18 protein-coding genes are annotated in these 22399 nt (G+C 55.4%); 12 read left to right on the top strand and 6 right to left on the bottom strand.

Annotated elements, in window-relative coordinates:
• The first annotated feature begins 107 nt into the window (after positions 1–107).
• Complete coding sequence (locus tag D3A97_RS21380) at positions 108–1331, top strand: DUF4846 domain-containing protein (protein WP_119080577.1); 1224 nt, start codon at positions 108–110, stop codon at positions 1329–1331.
• Positions 1332–1420: 89 nt separating this feature from the next.
• Here the strand turns inward: D3A97_RS21380 and D3A97_RS21375 are convergent, their stop codons facing one another.
• On the bottom strand, positions 1421–1624 hold the full coding sequence (locus D3A97_RS21375; RefSeq protein WP_119080576.1) for a cold-shock protein: 204 nt from the start codon (positions 1622–1624) through the stop codon (positions 1421–1423).
• A gap of 193 nt (positions 1625–1817) precedes the next feature.
• Between D3A97_RS21375 and D3A97_RS21370 the strand changes: the two genes are divergently transcribed.
• From D3A97_RS21370 to D3A97_RS21335, 8 genes are all read left to right on the top strand, one after another.
• Positions 1818–2651 carry a CvfB family protein gene (locus tag D3A97_RS21370; RefSeq protein WP_119080575.1) on the top strand — a complete coding sequence of 278 codons (834 nt, stop codon included), beginning with the start codon at positions 1818–1820 and terminating at the stop codon, positions 2649–2651.
• 5 nt (positions 2652–2656) lie between these two features.
• On the top strand, positions 2657–3037 hold the full coding sequence (locus tag D3A97_RS21365; protein WP_119080574.1) for an SRPBCC domain-containing protein: 381 nt from the start codon (positions 2657–2659) through the stop codon (positions 3035–3037).
• Between the two features lie 9 nt (positions 3038–3046).
• Positions 3047–3526, top strand: a complete 480-nt coding sequence (locus D3A97_RS21360) for a hypothetical protein (protein WP_119080573.1) — start codon at positions 3047–3049, stop codon at positions 3524–3526.
• Between the two features lie 273 nt (positions 3527–3799).
• On the top strand, positions 3800–4636 hold the full coding sequence (locus tag D3A97_RS21355) for a metallophosphoesterase family protein (RefSeq protein ID WP_119080572.1): 837 nt from the start codon (positions 3800–3802) through the stop codon (positions 4634–4636).
• A gap of 185 nt (positions 4637–4821) precedes the next feature.
• Positions 4822–6975, top strand: coding sequence for a TIM-barrel domain-containing protein (locus D3A97_RS21350; protein WP_119080571.1), 2154 nt, complete (start codon positions 4822–4824; stop codon positions 6973–6975).
• A gap of 249 nt (positions 6976–7224) precedes the next feature.
• A complete protein-coding gene (locus D3A97_RS21345; protein ID WP_119080570.1) occupies positions 7225–8754 on the top strand; it encodes a S10 family peptidase in 1530 nt (509 codons plus the stop codon).
• A 352-nt stretch (positions 8755–9106) separates the two neighbouring features.
• Positions 9107–10834, top strand: coding sequence for a family 43 glycosylhydrolase (locus tag D3A97_RS21340; RefSeq protein WP_119080569.1), 1728 nt, complete (start codon positions 9107–9109; stop codon positions 10832–10834).
• A 133-nt stretch (positions 10835–10967) separates the two neighbouring features.
• Positions 10968–13331, top strand: a complete 2364-nt coding sequence (locus tag D3A97_RS21335; protein ID WP_119080568.1) for an ABC transporter permease — start codon at positions 10968–10970, stop codon at positions 13329–13331.
• 109 nt (positions 13332–13440) lie between these two features.
• Here D3A97_RS21335 and dinB read toward each other — a convergent pair whose 3' ends face one another.
• Both dinB and D3A97_RS21325 read right to left on the bottom strand, forming a co-directional pair.
• On the bottom strand, positions 13441–14517 hold the full coding sequence (gene dinB, locus D3A97_RS21330; RefSeq protein WP_198674111.1) for a DNA polymerase IV: 1077 nt from the start codon (positions 14515–14517) through the stop codon (positions 13441–13443).
• A gap of 36 nt (positions 14518–14553) precedes the next feature.
• Positions 14554–14868: a hypothetical protein gene (locus D3A97_RS21325; protein ID WP_119080566.1), complete on the bottom strand. Its 315-nt coding sequence runs from the start codon at positions 14866–14868 to the stop codon at positions 14554–14556.
• 100 nt (positions 14869–14968) lie between these two features.
• Between D3A97_RS21325 and D3A97_RS21320 the strand changes: the two genes are divergently transcribed.
• The gene (locus D3A97_RS21320; protein ID WP_119080565.1) at positions 14969–15478 is read left to right on the top strand and encodes a DUF4251 domain-containing protein; all 510 of its coding nucleotides are present in this window, start codon (positions 14969–14971) and stop codon (positions 15476–15478) included.
• 205 nt (positions 15479–15683) lie between these two features.
• Here D3A97_RS21320 and D3A97_RS21315 read toward each other — a convergent pair whose 3' ends face one another.
• On the bottom strand, positions 15684–16841 hold the full coding sequence (locus tag D3A97_RS21315; protein WP_119080564.1) for a DUF2341 domain-containing protein: 1158 nt from the start codon (positions 16839–16841) through the stop codon (positions 15684–15686).
• A 116-nt stretch (positions 16842–16957) separates the two neighbouring features.
• On the opposite strand from D3A97_RS21315, the gene D3A97_RS21310 reads away from it, so the two are divergent.
• Positions 16958–17449, top strand: a complete 492-nt coding sequence (locus D3A97_RS21310; protein ID WP_119080563.1) for a hypothetical protein — start codon at positions 16958–16960, stop codon at positions 17447–17449.
• A 426-nt stretch (positions 17450–17875) separates the two neighbouring features.
• Here D3A97_RS21310 and D3A97_RS21300 read toward each other — a convergent pair whose 3' ends face one another.
• The gene (locus D3A97_RS21300; protein WP_119080561.1) at positions 17876–18562 is read right to left on the bottom strand and encodes a DsbA family oxidoreductase; all 687 of its coding nucleotides are present in this window, start codon (positions 18560–18562) and stop codon (positions 17876–17878) included.
• Between the two features lie 32 nt (positions 18563–18594).
• A complete protein-coding gene (locus tag D3A97_RS21295) occupies positions 18595–19803 on the bottom strand; it encodes an NAD(P)/FAD-dependent oxidoreductase (protein WP_119080560.1) in 1209 nt (402 codons plus the stop codon).
• 210 nt (positions 19804–20013) lie between these two features.
• Here D3A97_RS21295 and D3A97_RS21290 point away from each other — a divergent pair, with 210 nt between their 5' ends.
• Entirely contained in the window at positions 20014–22392 is a 2379-nt protein-coding gene (locus D3A97_RS21290) for an ABC transporter permease (RefSeq protein ID WP_119080559.1), read from the top strand.
• The last annotated feature ends 7 nt before the right edge of the window (positions 22393–22399 follow it).

The raw sequence follows: 22399 nt of genomic DNA, 5'->3' as shown, positions 1-22399 counted from the left end.
TTCGTTTTATGATAGTACCGTGGATGCGGCAATCAAGTTATTAATATTTTCCGGTACAGAAAAAAAGAAAGGCATATGGAAATGAGGGATGCGGGCATCTTTTTTACATGCAGTACGTTTTGTTTCTCTTTTCCGCTTTTGTTGCGGCGCCGGGCGGTGCGCTCGCGGGGCATCATGCCGGTGCGCCTGTTGAACGGCGGGTGCCTTCTCCGGCTGTTGAGGATATAGCGCAGCGCCCGGCACCGGCCGGTGCGCCTGTTGAATGGCAGGTGCCTTCTCCGGCTAATGAGGATATAGCGCAGCACCCGGCACCGGCCGGTGCGCCTGTTGAATGGCAGGCGCCTCCTCCGGCCATTGAGGATATAGCGCAGCACCCGGCACCGGCCGCTGTGCCTGTTGAACGGGAGGCGCCTCCTCCGGCCATTGAGGATATAGCGCAGCACCCGGCACCGGCCGATGCGCCTGTTGAATGGCAGGTGCCTTCTCCGGCTAACGAGGATATAGCGCAGCGCCCGGCACCGGCCGGTGCGCCTGTTGAATGGCAGGTGCCTTCTCCGGCTAATGAGGATATAGCGCAGCACCCGGCCGCTGCACCGCTACCGGCCACGCCGCCCTCCCGCACGGTTGCTTCCATCCCCCTTCCTCCCGGCTTCACCCGCGTTAGCCAGCCGCCCGGTACTTTCGGGGCGTGGCTGCGCGCCGTGCCGCTGAAAGAAGACAATACGGTCTATCTTTTCAACGGCCGGAAAAAGCAGGACCAGCAGGCGCAGTTTGCCGTGCTGGACGTATCTGTGGGCAGCAAAGATCTGCAGCAATGCGCGGACGCCGTGATGCGCCTCTACGCGGAATATCTTTATGAGCATAAACAATTCAGCAAGATCGCGTTCCGCGCTACAGACGGTACGCTGATGGACTATGACGGTTGGCGCAGCGGTATCCGCTATGGCCTGCGGCAAGGCCGCCTGGTAAAACGCCGCACGGCAGCCCCTGCGGAAAACCGGCAGGTGTTCCTGCAATACCTGGAAGCGGTTTTTGCCTGGGCAGGCACCCTGTCTCTCAGCCGGGAGCTGAAACCGGCCACGGCCGTAATGCCCGGCCATGTGTTCATCCAGGGCGGCGCCCCCGGGCATGCGGTTATTGTGGTAGATGTGGCGGCGAACGGGGCGGGGGAGCGCCGGTACCTGCTGGCGCAGAGTTACATGCCGGCGCAAAGCATCCATATCCTCAACAATCCCGCCAATGCCGGCAGCCCCTGGTACAGCACGCCGGTAGCACAAACGCTGGTTACGCCGGAGTGGAGCTTCCGGCCGGGGAGTTTGAAGCAGTTCTGATAAAGAGGCCCGAACATCAAGGGCAAAAAGGCTGGGCAAAAAAAAGGCCGGTCAAAAAGACCGGCCGGTAAAACATATTTTAAGCAAGCTTAATCAATACGTCTAACGTTAACGGCATTCATGCCTTTCCTGCCTTCCTGCAGTTCAAACTCAACACGGTCATCCTGTTGAATTTCATGAATGAGGCCGTTTGCGTGTACAAAAGTTTCTTTGGCGGATTCATCATGCTTGATGAAGCCAAAACCTTTTGTTTCATTGAAGAACTTTACAGTTCCTGTGAATTTTTGTTCCATTGTGTAAAAGAATTATAAAAAATAAGGAGCCGAAGGTAGCACTAATAATCGGTAGCGCCTAATAATATGTGTTTCAATTATTCAGCGCATATTTATTAGTTGTTTATGAATACGCTATTTAAAGCATATGTAGCATCTTTCCCATTTTGCAAGACTTATTTTATTGTACCTTTGCGGTCAATAAAGCGAATTTATGATCCAGGTAGGCGCGTACAATACTTTAAAAGTGAAGAAGGAAGCGGATTTTGGTGTATACCTCGACGGCGGGGAACAGGAGATCCTCCTGCCTAAAAGGTACGTGCCGAAAGGCACCCGGCCGGGTGACGAGCTGGAAGTTTTCCTTTACCACGATTCCGAGAACCGCCTCATTGCCACCACGGAAAAACCCCTCGGCATTGCAGGGGATATTGTCAGCCTCAAAGCCGTAGATGTTACGGACCAGGGCGCTTTCCTGGACTGGGGCCTGATGAAAGACCTCTTTGTGCCCAAATCCCAGCAGCTTTCAAAAATGCGCAAAGGCCAGGAATACCTGGTGATGATCTATATAGACAAGCTCACCGGCCGTATTGCCGCTACTGAAAAAATAGATCAGTACCTCAGCAACGAAGACCTGACGGTAAAAGAAAAAGATGTGGTAGACCTGGTGATCTACCGCCGTACAGACATCGGTTTTGTGACCATCATCAACAACCGGCACACGGGCGTGCTGCACTTTGCGGACCAGTTCAGGCCCATGGACATCGGAGACCGTTTCCAGGGCTTCATCAAAGCCATCAAAGACGATAACAAGATAGACGTGGTGCCCGGCCGGCAGGGATACGGAAGGGTGGAAGACGAAACCGGGAAAGTGCTCCGCCTGCTGCAGGAAAACAATGGTTACCTGCCGTACCACGACAAGTCTGACCCGGAAGAGATCTACGCCTTCTTTGGCATGAGCAAAAAAACATTCAAAATGGTAACCGGCGCCTTGTACAAACAGCAGAAGATCGCCTTCACCAAAACCGGCATTCAGTTACTGGAACAATAAAACAGATGAAAGATTACAAGAAACACTTCGAAATACCCGCCCCCCCTGAAGATGTGTACCGCGCGCTCACCAACCCCGCCACCATCCAGCTATGGACGGGAGATAAAGCGGAAATGAGCACCGAGCCCGGCTCGGAATTTTCCCTCTGGGACGGCAGCATTGCCGGCAAGAACCTGGAGTTTGCGGAAGACAAAAAAATTGTGCAGGAATGGTATTTCGGAGAGCAGGAAGCGCCCTCCATTGTTACCATCATCCTGCACCCGCATAAAAAAGGCACCTCCGCGGAACTGAAACATACCAACATCCCCGATGAAGCCTATCACGATATAGTGGAGGGCTGGAACGATACCTACTTTGGCGCTTTGATAGACTTTTACCAGGAATAGCCGGGATACATGAAAGTAGCCACCATCAACGAACTGAAAACGGAGCTTTCCGCCCTGCCGCCCGCGGAGCTGGTGGAGCTGTGCCTGCGGCTGGCCAAATTCAAAAAGGAAAGCAAGGAACTGCTCACCTACCTGCTGTTAGAAAGCCACAGTCTTGACGGGTACATTGCCTCCGTACAGGAGTATATTGCCCTGGAGTTTGATGGCATGACCACTACGCACCTCTACCACGCCAAAAAGACCCTGCGCAAAATACTGCGCATCACCAACAAACACATCCGCTTTACCGGTTCCAAACAGGCCGAAATTGAGCTGCTGCTTTTTTTCTGCCGGAAAATGAGGCGCTGCGGCATCCAGATAGACCGGAGCGTACAGCTTACCAACCTGTATGTGCAGCAGCTGCGCAAAATTGAAAAGGCGCTGGAAACCCTGCACGAAGACCTGCAGTACGATTACAGGAAACAACTGGACACGCTGACCTTTGCGTGAACGGGTAGCTCCGCGGTGCGTACAACCGCGTGCTTCAGTACACGCACCCGCCCGCATGCACAACCGGTTTATGCCAATACACCTGTCCTCTACAGTATGCACAATCGGTTTATACCAATACACCTGCCCTCTACAGTATGCACAACCGGTTTATGCCAGTACACCTGTCCTCCATGGCATGCATGACCAGCCTGCGCCAGTGCATGCCGCCGGCTGCATTAATTTTTCGTTTCCCTACTACCTCCGCTTCCCGGAAATAAGTATCTTCATGGCATGCTCACACGTCGCAAATTCCTCGAAAACACCCTCAAGGGCATTGTGCTCATTGGCGCCGGCAATACCCTGCAATCTTTTGCCGCCCCGGGCTTTACGCTGCCCGCCAAAGACAAGGTGGCCCTGCGCTTTGCCCTCACGTCTGACGGCCATTTCGGCGAGGCCAAAACTACTTGGGTAGAAAACCATCAGCGCATGACGGGCTGGCTCAATAAAGAAAAGAAGGGCAGGGGCTTGCACTATGCATTTATTAACGGGGATATTTTTCATAACAACCCGGCCTTGCTGCCGGAGGTGAAAAGCACCTGGGACCAGTTGAAAATGCCGTATGCTGTATCTCACGGCAATCACGACATGATCCCGGAAGACGATTGGGAGAAAACCTGGGGCACGCGCTGGCACCATGTGGTGGAGCAGGGCGATGCCGCCTTCCTGGTGCTCAACACCGCAGACGTAACAGGCAAGTATATTTGTCCTGACCTGGAATGGACACGCGCCAAACTGCAGCAATACCGGGATAAAAAACATCTCTTCGTGATCATGCACATCACGCCCGTAAAATGGACGAAACACGGCATCGACTGTCCGGAACTGACAGATATGTTCTCTGCCCAGCCCAACCTCCGGGCCATCTTCCACGGGCACGACCATGCGGAAGATGGCATGAAGGAAAAGAACGGTAAACATTATTTCTTTGACGGCCACCTGGGCGGCAGCTGGGGAACGCCCTACCACGGTTACCGCGTGGTAGAAGTGCTGACCAGCGGTAAAATACTGTGCTACCAGGTAAACCCCGCCGTGAAAGAACCTGTGAACCAGAACGTACTGCCCGCCTGACGGCGCGCAAAAAAACGCGGGTTAGACTGCTTCGTGTTTTACCGTAAACGGAACGTACTGCCTGCGGTTGTGCCAATCCCCGGCCCGCTGGCTTCCTGTTTTTTAGCGTTTACTGCCAGTATATTGATCAAAAGGAGAAAACGTGGATTTTCTTGCTAACTTGATGCCTGCAATTCCATCAAGTTATGAAAACAGCCCGATTGGCGCTGGTATGCCTGCTGCTGTGCGCGGCAGCCACCGCACAGCAATTATCCTTACAATGGCAGCAGGTGCAGCCCGGCGTCTGGAAAGCCGTAGCCGGCACACCTGAAAAGATCAGCCTCCTCAAAGCCGCGGGCGCAACGCCCAACGCGGCCTCCCTGCAAAAACTGCCCGCCGCCCAATTCCCCCTGCCGCAAACGGATATTACCGTGCGCCTGGAAGATGGCAAGGTATACCTCAAGTTCCCGCTGGAAAGGGATGAACAGCTTTTCGGCCTCGGCCTCAATTTTAAGACCGTGAACCAGCGCGGCCGCGTGAGCCAGCTGCATATGGACCATTATGGCGGAACAGACAACGGGCGCACCCACGCCCCGGTGCCGTTCTACGTATCGTCCCGCGGTTACGGCGTGCTGATAGACGCCGCGCGGTACCTCACTGTATACGCCGGTACGGCCGTGCGCGTAGATACCAGGCACCCGCCGGAGCTGATAGACCGGAATGATAAAAGCAAGAAGTGGCAGAGCATGCCGTACTCAGACGGGGTGGAAGTACTGGTGCCCGCCGCCGGGGTGGAGATCTACGTTTTTGGCGGGCCCACCGCCATGAACGCTGTGCAGCGTTACAACCTCTTCAATGGTGGTGGTTACCTGCCGCCCAAGTGGGGCCTGGGTTTCACCCAGCGCGTTCCCACGCTCTATTCCCAATCAGATATTCTCCGCGAAGCGGCCGAGTTTGAAGCGCATAACTTTCCGCTGGACTTTATTGGCGTGGAGCCGGGCTGGCACTCCATGAGCTACCCCTGCACCTTTGAATGGGACAGCAGCCGCTTCCCCGACCCGAAAGGGTTTATCACCAGCCTGGCCCAAAAAGGCGTGCGCGCCAACCTCTGGCTGAACCCTTACGTATCTCCCAAAAGCAGCCTGTACAGCAAAGTGAAGCCCTACGCCGGCACACATACCGTATGGAACGGCCTGGTAACAGATTTCACCATTCCTGCAGCCCGTCAGCTGTGGAAAGAGCACTTCATCAAAAATCATATATCCATCGGCGTGAGCGGGTATAAAATGGATGAGAACGATGGTTACGACAAGTGGCTGTGGCCCGATGTGGCCTCCTTCCCCTCAGGCACCACGGCAGAGCAGATGCGGCAGGTGTACGGGGTGATCATGCAGAAGATGACGGACGAGTGGTACCGGGAGCAGAACCAGCGTACGTATGGGCTGGTAAGGGCGTCTAACGCAGGCGCCAGCAATTTCCCGTACGTGATCTATAACGATTATTATTCCCATCCTGATTTTATTACGGCCCTGGTGAACAGCAGCTTCATTGGCGTATTGTGGACGCCGGAAGTGCGCGCCTCCAAGTCCGCGGAAGAGTGGGTGAGAAGGATGCAGAGCGTTTGTTTTTCCCCCATGGCCATGTTGAATGCCTGGGCAGACGGTACCAAGCCATGGTCTTTCCCTGAAGTGGAAAAGGCGGTGCAGGAGGTGGCCATGCTGCGTATGCGGCTGTTGCCTTACATCTACTCCACTTTTGCCCAATATCATTTTGAAGGCAAGCCCCCGTTCCGCTCCATGAACCTGATAGACGGCTTTGCCTATGCCGCCCGCGAAACCGGCGGCAAGCTGGATGCCACCCTGAACCCTTATGAAGCCAAAACCCGCGCGGAGCTGAAAGATCAGTACATGATGGGAGACAATATACTGGTGGCACCGGTATTTGCCGGTGAAAAAAGCCGCAAGGTGCAGCTGCCCGCCGGCAAGTGGTATGACTTTTATACCGGCCAACTGGCCGGTGAAAACCAGGAGATCACCGTTACTGCTGTGCTGGACAAGATACCGCTGTTCGTGAAGGACGGGGCCATCATCCCCATGATACCCGCCCGCCGGCAGGCGCCTAAAGCAGGAGAGGTGCTGCCGCTGGAAGTGAGGCATTACGGTACCGCAGCCGGCAGCTTCACGTTGTATGATGATGACGGAACTACTTTTAATTACGAAAAAGGCGCTTTTTCAGCGGTAATGCTGAACGTATCAAAAGATAAAAGCGGTACGCTGAAAGGGGAGATGAGCGGGCCTGTGGCGGGGAAACCTTTTGGGTATGAGAAGAAAGTGAAGTGGGTATTTATGACGAAAAAATAATACCATATTTTTTTGCCGGTAATTTATATTCACCTATCTTTACGCCGGAGGCTTTGACCGGGAAACTGGCACTGCCTTTTTTCTTTTATACAGGTATTACGCTCCAGATCAGGTGATTATTATTATCCCCTATTTCTCTCGTGGTTTTATATCTCATCGGTTTTATCAGATCAACAAATTCTTTTAGTTCTTCTCTGCCCTTATCACAAAAAATCCCGTAAATTCAAACATATACCCTATGTTTAAATTATGAAACACTTCCTCACCGCGGCCCTACTGCTGGGCTGCAGCCAGCTATACGCACAAAAAGGGCCTGCGCCTGCAAAGGATTCCGCTGATGGCAAATTGTACAGCGCCACTCCCGGCCGCTCGCTGAAAATAGATGCCAGCGTGGTAACCCGGCATGAGGTGACCATCCGCGGGCAAAAGGTACCTTACAAGGTAACGGCCGGCTCACTGCCCGTGTGGGACGACGACGGCAAAACCATAGCCGGTGTTTTTTATACTTATTTTGAAAGGACCAATGTAGACAACCAGGCGGTCCGCCCGCTGGTGTTTTCGTTCAATGGCGGGCCGGGCACGGCGTCTGTATGGATGCAGATCGGCTACACCGGCCCAAGGGTGCTGAATATTGACGATGAAGGATATCCCGTACAGCCGTACGGCCTGAAAGATAACCCGCACTCTATACTGGACGCGGCGGATATTGTGTACGTAGACCCCGTGAACACCGGCTTTTCCCGCGCCGCCGGTAAAGACGTGCCCGGCACAAAATTCTTTGGCGTGAACCAGGATGTGAAGTACCTGGCCGAATGGATCAATACATTTATTACCCGCTACAACCGCTGGGCCTCTCCCAAGTACCTGGTGGGCGAAAGCTACGGCACCACGCGTGTGTCCGGGCTGGCGCTGGAACTGCAAAATGCGCAATGGATCTATGTGAATGGGGTGGTGCTCGTATCGCCCACGGAGCTGGGCATTGAGCGCTCAGGCCCCGCGTCTGCCGCATTGCGCCTCCCTTACTTTGCGGCCACCGCCTGGTACCACAAAGCATTGGCGGCAGACCTGCAACAGAAAGACCTCACCCAGATGCTGCAGGAAGTAGAGCAGTTCACCATCAAGGAGTACCTGCCCGCGCTGGCGGAGGGCGGCTTTATTACCGATGCGCGCAAAAAGGAAATTGCCGCCCGGGTAAGCCGCTATGCCGGCATCTCGGAAAAAGCCGTGCTGCAAAATAACCTGGACATTCCCCTGAACTTCTTCTGGAAAGAGCTGCTGCGCGAACGCGGCTACACTGTAGGCCGGCTGGATTCCCGCTACCTGGGCATTGACCGGCGCGATGCGGGAGACCGGGTGGATTTTAACGCCGAGCTGACCTCCTGGCTGCATTCTTTCACCCCCGCCATCAACATGTACCTGCGGGAAGAGCTGAAATACAAAACAGACCTGAAATACTACATGTTCGGGCCGGTATTTCCGTGGGACAATAACGGCAACAGAACAGGGGAGAACCTGCGGCAGGCCATGGCGCAAAACCCTTTCCTGCACGTGCTGATCCAGAGCGGGTATTACGATGGCGCCTGTGATTATTTCAACGCCAAATACAGCATGTGGCAGCTGGACCCCAGCGGCCGGCTGAAAGACCGCCTCTCCTGGGAAGGCTACCGCAGCGGGCATATGATGTACCTCCGCAAAGATGACCTGGCCACCAGTAACGACCACCTCCGCGAGTTCATCCTGAAAGCTATTCCGAAAAACGGGCAGGCGGCAAAATACTGACACGCCCGCAGGGCCAACCGCTACATCTCGTTAACCGGCAGTACCAACTGCCGGTTTTTTTCTGGCAGGCGGACATACAGGTATCGCCCGCAGGGCCAACCGCTACATCTCGTTAACCGGCAGTACCAACTGCCGGTTTTTTTCTGGCAGGCGGACATACAGGTATCGCCCGCAGGCCAACCGCTACATCTCGTTAACCGGCAGTACCAACTGCCGGTTTTTTCTGGCAGGCGGACATACAGGTATCGCCCGCAGGCCAACCGCTTATCTCGCTACCCAACAGTACCGGTAATTTTTTATGCGGGCGCATGTCATTTTTTCGGAACTTAGAACATCAGGAAAGTTACTGCGTATGAGAACCATTTTGTCCGCATGCCTCTTGCTGCTGTTGGCCGCGCCGCTACAGGCGCAGCAGCGTACATACTGCAACCCTGTCAACATTGACTACGGCTATACGCCCATCCCCGATTTTGCCGCCTGGGGCAAACACCGCGCTACGGCAGACCCGGTGATCGTTAACTACAAGGGCGATTATTACCTCTTCTCTACCAACCAGTGGGGATACTGGTGGAGCAGCAACATGCTCAACTGGCATTTTGTGTCACGCCGGTTCCTCAAACCCTGGCATAAGGTGTACGACGAGCTGTGCGCCCCGGCAGTGGCCGTGATGGGAGATACCATGCTGGTATTCGGCTCCACCTATTCCACCAATTTCCCCATATGGATGAGCACCAACCCCAGGGGCAACGAGTGGAAAGAAGCTGTAAACTCCTTTGCTATTGGCGGCTGGGACCCTGATCTTTTCCCGGATGATGACGGCCGCCTCTACATGTACAACGGCAGCAGCAACCGCTACCCGCTCTACGGTGTGGAGCTGGACCGGAAAACCCTGCAGCCGCTGGGCACGCGCAGGGAAATGTACCTCCTGGAAGACTGGCGCTACGGCTGGCAGCGCTTTGGAGAGTACAGCGACAATACTTTCCTCGATCCTTTTATTGAGGGCGCACACATGACCAAACATAACGGGAAGTACTACCTGCAATACGGGGCGCCGGGCACCGAGTTCAGCGGGTATGCGGACGGCGTGGTGGTGGGAGATCATCCCCTCGGGCCTTTCACGCCGCAGGCGCACAATCCGTTTGCTTACAAGCCCGGCGGCTTTGCCCGCGGCGCGGGTCATGGCAGTACTTTCAAAGATAACAATGGGCATTACTGGCACGTGTCTACCGTAGTGGTATCTGTCAAGAACAATTTTGAGCGCCGCATCGGTATCTGGCCGGCGGGGTTTGATCAGGACGGTGTGATGTACTGCAACACCGCCTTCGGGGATTACCCGCATTACCTGCAGCCCAATGGCGACAGTTACTTTACCGGCTGGATGCTGCTGAACTACCAGCGGCCGGTACAGGTGTCTTCTACATTAGGCGGTTACCTGCCCAATTACGCGGTAGATGAAAATATAAAGACCTACTGGAGCGCGGCCACCGGCAACAAGGGGGAATGGATCAGCACAGACCTGGGCGCCGCCGGCACGGTACATGCCGTCCAGATCAATTATGCGGACCAGGACGCGGAATTTCTCGGCAAGCAGCAAGGCACTTATCACCAGTATACACTGTATTACTCGCTGGATGGGCGGCGGTGGAAACTGCTTGCGGACAAAAGCAACAACCGGCAGGATGTGCCGCATGATTACGTGGAGCTGCCGCAGCCTGTAAAGGCCCGTTTCATCAAGCTGGAAAACATACACATGCCCACGGGCAAGTTTGCCATCAGCGGCCTGCGCGCGTTTGGCAAAGGCAGCGGCGCTCCGCCAGATACGGTCAAAGATTTTGTGGTGCTCCGCACGGAGAAAGATAAACGGAGCGCCTGGCTGAAATGGGCGCCGGTAACAAGTGCGTATGCCTATAACATTTACGTGGGCATAGCGCCAAACAAACTGTACAACTGCATCATGGTACATGGCGGCAATGAATACTATTTCAAGGGAATGGATAAAGAACGGCCCTATTATTTCTCCATAGAGGCCATTAATGAAAACGGCACCTCCCGCGGGGGAGCGGTAGTACGGTCTGAATAAGCTGTCCGATTCCGGACAACAGCTATCCTGAAAATGGACATATGGTGAATTTGATCATCTGTTTCCCTTTTATATACAATGCCTCGCAAAGTGGTACCGAATTAGCGCCGGGAGTGTCCATGATGCTTACCTTATGCTGAAAAACTACTTCAAAATGGCCTGGCGCAGCCTGCTGAAAAACAGGCAATCGTCTATGCTCAATCTGGTAGGCCTTTCCACGGGCCTTGCCTGCGCTTTATTTATTTACTTGTGGGTAGCGGACGAACTGGCGGTAGACAGGTTCAATGAAAAAGACAGCAGGTTGTACCGGGTAATGGAAAACCGCGCCCGCGCCGGCGGCATCTGGACATCCCCCACCACCTCCGGCCCCATGGCGGCTGCCATGAAAGCGGAAATGCCGGAAGTGGAATATGCGGTTACGGAGCGGCCGTTTGACAATGCCACCCTCAGCGTGCAGCAAAATGACGTGCGGGCCAATGGGAAGTACACCGGCCCGGATTTTTTCAGGATGTTCTCTTATCCCTTGCTGCAGGGCAATGCTGACCAGGCGCTGGCGGGTAAAAATTCCATTGTATTGTCTGAAACCCTTGCCCGCAAGCTGTTCAATACCACGGAAAACATAATCGGGAAAACCATTGCGCTGCAGCACCAGGAGCAATATACCGTGTCTGGCGTGTTCAGGCCCGGGCCGGCAAATGCTACCGAGCAGTTCGACTTTCTGCTGCCGGTCCAGATACTGTTCGATACCAACCCATACGTTGGCAGCTGGGGCAATACCGGCGCGCATACCCGCGTACTGTTGCGGGAAGGCACTGACCTGGCCCGGTTTAACAGCAGGCTGGCCGGTTTTGTAAAGAAACAGACCAATGGCGAGGTCAAGCACCGCACGCCGTTCCTCAAACTATATTCCGAAAACTACCTGCATGGCAGTTATGAGAATGGCGTAGCCAGCGGCGGGCGCATTACCTATGTAAAGATGTTCATCATCATAGCGGTATTCATCCTGCTCATTGCCAGCATCAATTTCATGAACCTTTCCACGGCCAGGGCGGCCAGGAGAATGAAGGAGATCGGTATCAAGAAAGTGGCCGGCGCCAGCAGGGCGTCACTGATGTTGCAATATATGGGGGAGAGCGTGCTGCTCACCTTCATGGCCCTGGCGGTGGCGGTGTTGCTGGTGGCCCTGCTGCTGCCGTCTTTCAACAACATTACGGGCAAACAACTGGCGCTTGCGGTTACACCCGGGATGACCGGCGCTTTTGTGCTTATCACCTTTGTTACCGGGCTGCTGGCCGGCAGTTACCCGGCTCTTTACCTGTCTGGCTTCAAGCCCATTGCCGTGCTGAAAGGCCGGCTGGCCGGCTCCGCCGGGGAACTGTGGGTGCGCAAGGGCCTGGTGGTTTTCCAGTTCGCTATATCCGCTGTATTGATCGTGTCTGTGATGGTGGTGTACCAGCAGATCGCGTTTGTGCAGAACAAGAACCTCGGCTATAAAAGGGACAATGTGATCATGTTCACCCGGGAAGGCAAGCTGGGCGCTGAAGAGCACCTGGAGACCTTTATGGCCCGTGTAAGGAACGTACCGGGCGTTGTCAGCGCCACCTATATGGCCCACAACATGACGGGGCATAACAGCGGCACTTCCGGCGTGCAATGGCCGGGCCGCGACCCGGAAGACAGAACGGAGTTCGAGAACATTGCCGTTTCATACAGCATGGAGGAAACCATGGGTTTCCAGGTAGTAGCTGGGCGGGCATTCTCAAGAGATCTGGCCTCAGACAGCAATGCCATTATTTTTAATGAGGCCGCTATCAGGTATATGGGCATGAAGGAGCCGCTGGGTAAAACCGTGCAGCTCTGGGGAGAGACCCGCCACATCATTGGGGTGGTAAAAGATTTTCACTTCGAGTCTTTGCACGAAAGTGTAAAGCCGGTGTTTTTCCGCCTGAACCCCGGCGCTACCTATGCGGCCGTCATCAAAATACAGGCGGGCCGTGAAAAGGAGACCATTGCGGGCCTGGAGCAGCTCTACCGCCAGTTTAACCCCGGCTTCAGCTTCGATTACCAGTTCCTGGACGAAGGGTACCAGAAAATGTATGCTTCCGAAAAAAGGATCGGCATCCTGAGCCGGTATTTTGCCGGGCTGGCCATCCTGATATCCTGCCTGGGCCTCTTTGGCCTGGCTGCTTACACCGCCCAGCGCAGGCAAAAGGAAATAGGCGTGCGCAAGGTGGTAGGCGCTTCCGTGAGCAACGTGGTGATGCTGCTTTCCCGCGAGTTCCTGAAGCTGGTGGCATTGGCCGTGCTGATTGCGCTGCCCCTGGCCTGGTGGGCCACCCACCGCTGGCTGGAAGGGTTTGCCTATCACATCACGCCCGGCGTTGGCATGTTTGTACTGGCCGGCGCGGTCACACTGCTTATCACCTGCTTCACTATCAGTTACCAGGCGGTGCGGGCGGCATTGGCCAACCCGGTGCATAGTTTGAGAACGGAGTAACGGGCGCGGCAGAGGGTAACAGGGCACTTCCGGTTTGCCCGCAGGCAGCCGGTATGTTACGGAGCAGCAAGGTTCCGCAGCTGCTCTCTGCATGCAGGGAAAGAAATGGTCAGAACAGGCTGAGCTGCTGCGCGGGCGCGGCGGGCGCATCGTCCGCAAAATTGGAGAGGGTAATGCCCAGCAGGCGGACCTTTACATCCGCAGGGTCTGTTTTCAGCAACAACTGTTTGGCGGTGGCGGCAATGGTGGCCAGGTCTCCCACCGGCAGCGGGAAAGACTGGTTGCGGGTGATCTGGCGGAAATCGCTGTATTTGATCTTCAACGTAACGGTGCGGCCGCGGAGCTGGTATTTCTCCAGCCTGCCGGCTACTGTGAGCGCTATTTTGTCCAGCTCCAGGTTCATCTCTTCAACAGTGGTAAGGTCATGCGGAAAGGTGTCTTCAGCGCCCAGCGATTTGGTTTCGCGGTGCGGCTGTACTTCCCGTTCGTCAATCCCCCGCACGATGCGGTAATAGAAATGCCCTGTTTTCCCGAAAAGCTGCACCAGGTTGTTTTCCGTCAGCTTCTTAAGGTCGGCGCCAGTATGCAGGCCCATCCGTTTCATTTTATCCGCCGTTACCTTTCCCACGCCGAAGAACTTTTCCACGGGCAGTTGCTCCATAAATGTTTCCACCTGCTCCGGCGCTATGAACGTGAGGCCGTCCGGCTTCTGCATGTCTGACGCAATTTTTGCCACAAATTTATTGATGGAAACACCGGCGGAGGCGGTGAGCTGCAGCTCGTCCCGGATGGCTTGTTTGATCAGCCGGGCAATGGCAATGGCGGAGCCGATCTGTTGTTTGTCTTCCGTTACGTCCAGGTAGGCTTCATCAAGAGAGAGGGGTTCTACCAGGTCCGTATGCCGCCTGAAAATATCGCGCACCTGCTGAGACACTTCCTTGTAGGCGGCAAAGCGGGGGCGTATAAAAATTACATCTGGACATAATTGCAAAGCTCTTTTGGAAGGCATGGCAGAGCGGATGCCGTATTTCCGGGCCTCGTAGCTGGCCGTTGCCACCACTCCGCCACGCCCTTCCGGGGAGCCGCCTACAACAATGGGCTTGCCCCTGTATACTGGAAAATCGCGCTGCTCAACCGATGCATAGAATGCATCCATATCCACATGAATGATTTTGCGAACGGTCATGCCTGCAAGATACAGAAACATTCCAGCCGGCGCGCGTTACCGGCCCTGGTAGCGGGGCATCACCAGCAATTTTACAATGGTGTGCGCGGCGGCGGAAAGGCCGAAGGCCACTGCAATGATCAGCCAGCGTTTCACCGGTGTATCAAACACGTCCATAACGGGAGATTCGCCTTTGCCCGCGTACAGCGCTGCCATGGCAAAAAGGATGGCCCCGCAGATCCAGAGGGTGAGGTGAGACCAGAGGTACTTGCGTTTGTGATAGATGCCGCGGCCGAAGGAGGTGAACAGTAAAAATACGTGGGCCACAAAAAAAACGGCGGCTGCTACCGCCAACAATGTGAAAGGAGTCATAGTGTAAGGTGGTTTAGGATATATGATGGTTAAATATAATGAAAAAACCTTTATGGTACATGATTTGTTCTATATGCAAAAAAGGTAAAACCCAGATCATATGAAAGCAGTCAAAACGATACCTGTTCTGTTGCTGCTGATGGCCGCCTTCCTGAACGCGGGCGCGCAGTCCGGCGCACAGGTCAAAACGTCCAGAACAGACAAGATCAAACAGCTGGTGCAAAGCCGGAACTTCGTTTTTGAGGCCCAGTCTGTGTTCCCCATGAGAGGGCGCACCCGGCAGATAACGGGAGAAGGGTATGACCTCACCGTATCAAAAGATACCATCAATTCTTTCCTGCCTTATTTCGGGCGGGCCTATTCCGCTCCGCTAGACCCTTCCAAGGGGGGCGTGCAGTTCATTTCAAAAGATTTTGAGTATACGGAAAAACCCGGCAAGCGCGGCGGTTGGGACATTACCATTCAGCCCAAAGACGTGCGCGAGGTGCAGCAGCTGTTCCTTTCCGTGTCTGAAGACGGATATGCTTCCCTCCAGGTAACCAGCACCAACCGGCAACCTATTTCCTTTAACGGCGTTATCACGGAAAAAAGGAACAGGAAGAAAAAATAGGCATTATACGCGTTTTTTACAGGCGGGCGGCAGGTTTCTGCGGCCCGTTTTTATTGGCGGGGGGCTTATTCACTGCCGTGGCGCTTTCCCGAACCGGAGCAACCGTTGCCCTTCCCGTTTGTTGGCGGGGGGCCTATTCACTGCCGCACCGTTTTCCCGAACCGGGGCAACCGTTGCCCTTTCCATTTATTGGCGGGTGGCCTATTCACTGCCGCACCGTTTTTCCGAACCGGAGCAACCGTTGCCCTTCCCGCTGGCTCTCATAGTCCAGTTTGATCCAGTATTCGTCTTTCACCACGTTCAGCACCCGCGCCTCATCCAGCCAGCCGTCCCAAAAGCGGCCGCCTTTGTCAGGGAACTGGCTTTGGTTGCCGATGCCCACGGGATGGTCGTCTGTTGTCCATTTGCTGTCATAGGTGGCGGTGGCGTCCAGCACGCCGTTCACGTACAGGCGTACGTAGGGGTGGTCATGCACGCCGGTAATGTGGAACCAGCGGCCGGTGACCATATCTGTTTTCCCTATCACGCAGAGGTCTCCTTTCGGGTCCAGGCGCTCCACGCAGATCTCTATCAGCTCCGCCGGAGGGTTATGCCACTGGCGGGTGCCGTACTTTTGCAGCCGCCAGGAGTTGTCTCCCTTGGCTATCATGGTCTCATAGCCGGGCAGCACCCGTTTGGCCTCGTTGCCCTTGTTGGCGTAACTGCGGGCCTGCGCCCAGATGGAAAAGGTGAGCTGGTTGGTGAGGTCGAACAGTTTGCGTTTATCGCTGTCTATTTTGATCCACTGCCGGTTGCTGTAATTGAATTGCTGGGCTTTGCCCAGTATGCCGGCGGCCAGGTTGCCGGGCAGCATGTTTACGCCGGTGGCGTCCGCGGCGCTGGCCGTAGCGTCTTTGTAACCGCCGGGCAGGGTATTGCCGGGCTCGTTGAGGTGCCATACCCCTACAAATCCCTCGCCGGTGGCAAATACGTCGTGAGAGCGGTCTTCCGCGCCGGCGGCGGCATTGCCCCAGTGCAGCGTAATGAACTGCGTATCGTTGTTGCCTTTGATGAGCGGTACTTTCACCCATACCAGCGCCACCCGGTGAACGGGGTCCCACCATTCAATGCTGTGGGGCAGAAAGGCGGCGCCGCCGGGTTGGGAAAAACGTATATCCGCCCCGTTGGCCTTGGCTTCCCCGAAGTCGAAATGCTGTGCGTCCAGTTTTACGGCCAGCGGGTAGTGATGCACGTCTCCTGCTATATGGGCGCCGGCGGGCGTGGTGTTGATCGTGATGTCCATATGGTACTTCCAGGATCGGGTATTTTGTGCGGAGGCTTGCAGGGCCAGTGCTAACAACAAGGGGACCAGGCAGTTTTTCATGACCGGAAATTTAGTAAAATCCGGCTGCCTTTAAAAGCTCTTTTAGGGTGTGTGAGAAATAACTAATACTTTCGTGTAATACATCACCATAACCATAACCTCGAAATATCCTTTGAATGAAAAACAAACTCTTCCTGATGATGGCGGTGTTGCTCATGGGCAGTCTGGCAACACACGCGCAATTAAAACGGTTCAGCCTGGGGCCTTATGTAGAAGCCGGTTTTCCTGTAGGCGATTTCGGAGATATCAACAAGACCGGGTTTGGTGTGGGCCTTAACGCAGACATCAAGCTGATAGCAGGTTTTGGGGTAACCGGTTCCGTAGGGTACATGCGTTTCGGCGGGCAAACAGTAGGCAATACGGATTTTCCCGCAGTGGCTGCCGTACCGGTAAGGGTAGGCCTGAAATACCAGCTGGTATCTATCCTGTATGTGAAGCTGGAAGGCGGCGCCGCCAATTTTGTTGGCGACCTGGACGGTTCGGCGTTCCTGCTTGCCCCGGGCATAGGCATCCGCGTGCTGGGGCTGGATGTACAGGCCAAGTATGAAAACTGGTTCCGGAACAGCGGTTTGGGTTTCTTTGGCCTGAAGGCCGGGTTTAACTTCTAGCTTTCCATGGCAACATATAAAAAGCCTTTTAAGAAGAGCTGAACGGCCCTTTTAAAAGGCTTTTTTCTTTTTCGTACCTTTAATAACAAATCAAGGCAGCTATGGGAGCGTTTAAATTTGATAGAACAGCGTTTAAGATGATGACATTCAGGGAGGCGGACGCCGCGAATGTTTTCGATAAAAGTGTTCCGTATGCGGAGCGTTTGAGGCAGGCGTATTACCTTATTTCACAGGCTTATGGCTTTAATATCAATACGCCGCCCAAAATGGACAGGAAGTATTTTTCGAGCCGGAAAATGAATAATTGATGGGAACGATGGCCAAAAAGGCCGCGGGCAGGCATAAAGACCTTGATGATATAGAAAAGCTGACATCTTCAAAATGAGAACATCCAGCCTTTGGGCTGAATATTCGCACGTTTAAATATTATTCCCCCGGCGTACAAACCCCGTCTTCACAAACCCCGCCCGGCGCTACATCCGCGGGCCGGCTTTCTTCCCATACTTTTTGCAGCGTTTGTTCAAACACGTTGACCGGTTGTGCGCCAGAGATGGCGTATTTGCGGTCAAACACAAAAAACGGAACGCCCCTGATGCCGATGGCCTGCGCTTCCGCTTCGTCCGCCCGCACTTCCTTCGTATAGGCGTCTGTATCGAAAAGGCCCGCGGCGTTTAGGCCGGCGGCGGTGGCAATGGCCTGCAGCGTTTCCGGGCGGCCAATGTGCTGGCCTTTCGTGAAGTAGGCGGTAAACAGCAGTTCTTCCACTTCGTTCTGTCTGCCGTGTTGCGCGGCCAGCTGTATCAGCCGGTGGGCATTGAAGGTGTTGGCCGGTTTCACGTTGTCAAAGTCAAACTGTATGCCGGCCGCGGCGCCGGAGGCCTCTACCCGCGCGGTGTTTTCCCTGGCCTGTTCTACAGACATGCCGTATTTGCGGGCCAGCAGCTCGTACTGGTTTTCTTCGTATTCCTGTTTGGCGCCCGGGTCCAGCTCAAAACTGTGCCAGGTCACTTCCACGTTCTCCCGGTGGGGGAATTTTTCCAGTGCCGCCTCCAGGTGGCGTTTGCCGATAAAGCAGAAGGGGCACGCCACATCTGACCAGATATCTATCTTCATTCGTCTCAAATTAAGCTGCAAATTTACGCATTTTATCCCTTATACCGGCTGAAGGAGAACAGCGCCGCATCGGGGTGCTTTCGGCCCTGTACAAGGCGGCAGACAATATCCGCCGCCACCTGGCTGAAGGTGATGCCGTTGCCGCCAAAACCAAGGGCAAAAAAGGTATGCGGCATGCGGGGGTATTCGCCAATGTAGGGCAGGCCGTCTTGCGTGCTGCCAAAGGTGCCCGTCCAGCTAAATTCCGCATGGAAAGGGAGGTGGGGGAACAGGCGCCGCACGTCCTGCTCCAGCTGGCGCGTTTTGCGTTTCAGCAGCTTGTCCCGCCGGGCGGGGCTGTAGAATTGCTCATCCCGCCCGCCGGCCACAATGCGCTTATCTGGCGTGGTACGCAGGTACAGGTAGGGGTCTTTTGTTTCCCATATCAGGCAGTTCTCATACCAGGGCGTGGCCGTTTCGCCATGTTCGCCGGCTATGGCGTAGGTGGAGCGGAGGTCTACGATCTTTTCGCGGATGTATTGCAGGGATTCGTACCCGGTGGCTACTATTATTTTGCGGGTGTGTACGGTGTGGCCGGTGGCCGTGGTGAGCACCGCGCCTTTTTTATGGTGGCGGATGTGGGTGACCAGCGTTCTGTCATACACCTGCGCGCCTTTTTTGATATTGTACCGGTGCAGGCCGTGGGTGAGGAGGTAGGCGTCTGTTTGCGCGCCGGTGCGGGAATAGATGCCGCCGGGCGCATCGAGGCCAATGGTGTGCTTAACGGTGTCCGCGTCCCAAAGCACTACGTCCAGCCCCATGGCGCGGCGGGCTTTGTGTTCCGCTATAATCAGCGACAGGTGTTTTTGATAAGAGGCCAGGTAGAGGCTGGGTCTCCTGTCAAAGGGTACGCCCGGCAGGCGTTTGCTGATACCGGCCAGTGCGGCAATGGCGTCAGCGCAAAGCCGGTAGGCCCGTTCCGCGCGGCTGCGGCCTATCTGCGGGATGAGTTTGCTCAGCGGTACATCTATTTCATATTGCAGCAGGGAAGTGCTGGCAACGGTGCTGCCCAGGCCCACGGTGCGGGCATCCAGCACTACACATGCAATGCCCGCCTGCACCAGCGCGTGCGCGGTGAGCGCGCCGGAGATGCCGCCGCCAATAACGGCAACGGTTGTACGGAGGTCACGGTCCAGTTTTGGATAATCATTGGGCAGGCCGTATTTTACCAATGAATAGGGGTAACCAGCTTGCAGGTCCATACGCGCGGTCTGTTTTTAAGATGACTGGAAGTGCCCCGGGCAACCTTTACCTGCCGGCCGTTCAGCCTGGCAGGCGCGCCGGTTGTCCGGAAACGGACGGGCATTGTACTGAAATGGACAATCACTTAATGGTAATCAATTGATTGCCAGTTAATTGACAGGTGGTACGATTTTTAACCTGTCATGATATCAACACAAAATGTATACCCAATGTTCCGCAATCACTTCAAAATAGCGCTGCGCCACCTCTGGAAATACCGTTCCTACACGGCTATCAACCTGGCAGGGCTGGCTATTGGCCTGGCCGCGTGCTGGGTCATTTTATTGTATGTGGGGAATGAATGGAGTTATGACCGGTTTCACGAGAAGAACAGCCGCATTTACCGCGCGGCGGTATTGGCCTCCTGGCCGGGCAGCAACCTGCAGCTGGCGGTGTCTTCCGCGCCCATGGGGCCCATTATGCAGCGGGATTACCCGGAAGTGGAGCAATATGTGCGCATATTGGGAGAGGGCGGCGGTTTGCTCACCGCGGGCGGCAAAAGCCTGCAAACGGGCGCGGTCATTTTTGCGGACAGTACTTTTTTCAGCATATTCAGTTTCCCCATGCTGGCCGGCAACCCGGCTACCGCCCTGTCTGCGCCGGATGGGGTAGTGGTGTCTGAATCCCTGGCCCGCCGGTTTTTCGGTACGCCGGAGGCAGCCCTGGGCCAGCAGGTCACCTGGGACATGCAGCAGGCCAACACCATTACCGGCATTATAAAAGACGTGCCGGCCAACTCGCATTTGCGGTTTGAGGCGGTGCGCGCCCTGCCCGCCAATTTCTCGGACGGCATCCAGAACTTTAACCTGTACACGTACCTGCTGCTGAGGCCCGGCGCCAGCATTGCCACGCTCAACAACCGCCTGCGGCAGTTTTATGACCGGTACCTGCGGGCAGAAATGGGAGACGGGATCAACTTCCGCCTGGACATGCAGCCCCTCCGGGATATTCACCTGCGTTCCGCCCTCAGCTACGAGCTAAGCCCCAACGGCAGCCTGCGCAATACCTACCTGTACGGCATGGTGGCGGTGCTCATCCTGCTCATTGCCTGCATCAACTACATGAACATTTCCACCGCCCGCTCCGCTGTAAGAATAAAGGAAATAGGCGTGCGCAAATCGCTCGGCTCCGTGAGGAGGCAGGTGGCCGCGCTTTTCCTGACGGAGTCCGTGCTGCTCACGCTGCTGGCGGCCATGCTGGCTATGGCGCTCACCTCGGTGGTATTGCCGTATTTCAATACCATGGCCGGCACCGCTTTGTCTCTCTGGCAATACGGCATGGGCTATACGTTAACGGCATTGGGCGCGTTTGCGCTGCTGGCCGGTTTGCTGGCGGGTTCCTACCCGGCGTTCTTCATGTCTGGCTTCAGAACGGTGAATGCCCTCAAAGGCAGGCTGGGCAACAATTTTGGTACTGCTTCGTTCCGGAAGGCGCTGGTGTCTTTCCAGTTCACGGCGGCCATTGTGCTGATAGCCGTTTCACTGGTATGCTGGCTGCAAATGCGGTTCATGCAGCAGAAAGACCTGGGTTTCCAGAAAGACCAGGTGCTGACCTTTCACCTGCACAGCCAGGCCATGCGCAACAGCGTGGCGGCCATCAAGGCGGAGCTGAAAAAGAGCCCGCACATCGAAAGCGTGGCTTCTTCCAGCAACCCCATTGGCCGGAACAACATTGGTTCCAACGGCTTCAGGGCGGAGAAAGACGGCAAGTTTGAAGTAGCCTCCCTCATTACGCAGAACTTTAAAGTAGACGAAGATTTTATAGCCACCATGGGCCTGAAACTGCTGGAAGGCCGCAATTTCACGCACACAGACCGTTATACCGGCATGCTGGTGAATGAAACGATGGTGAAGGAAATGGGCCTGCAAAACCCTGTTGGCAAGCGGGTGCAGTTTACGGCAGACAGTGTGCGGGAGCGCCGCATCATTGGTGTGGTGAAAGACTTTCATATTTATTCCCTCCAGCATAAAATAGCGCCCGTAGCCCTGATGATGCCGCCCAGCCCGTCATGGGAAGATAACCTGTACGTGCGCCTGCAGAAGGGGCATATTCCCGAAGGGCTGCGGCATATTGAAAAAGTATATGCGCAGTTCGAAAAGAACTACCCGCTGGAAGCGCATTTTATTGACGATGACTTTGCCCGGCAGTACCATTCGGAGCAGGCGCAGGGCCGCGTGTTCGTAGTGTTTACGGCGCTGGCCGTTTTTATAGCCTGCCTGGGCCTGTTCGGGCTGGCCGCTTTCACGGCGGAGCAGCGTACCCGGGAAATAGGCATCCGCAAGGTGCTGGGCGCTTCCGCCGCCGATATTACCGGCATGCTCTCCCGCGATTTCCTGAAGCTGGTGCTGCTCTCCGCGCTGCTGGCCATTCCCCTGGCCTGGTGGATGACGGGCATGTGGCTGGAAGACTTTGCCTACCGCATTTCCCTCCACTGGTGGATGTTTGCGCTGGCCGGCGGACTGGCCTTGCTGGTGGCCCTGGCCACGGTAGGGTACCAGGCCCTGCGGGCGGCGCTGGCCAACCCGGTGGTTAGCCTGCGGTCTGAATAATCCTTAT

The sequence above is a fragment of the Chitinophaga alhagiae genome, assembly GCF_003568665.1.
In the GTDB taxonomy this organism is placed as follows: domain Bacteria; phylum Bacteroidota; class Bacteroidia; order Chitinophagales; family Chitinophagaceae; genus Chitinophaga; species Chitinophaga alhagiae.
This window is presented reverse-complemented; position numbering and strand designations above follow the sequence as displayed.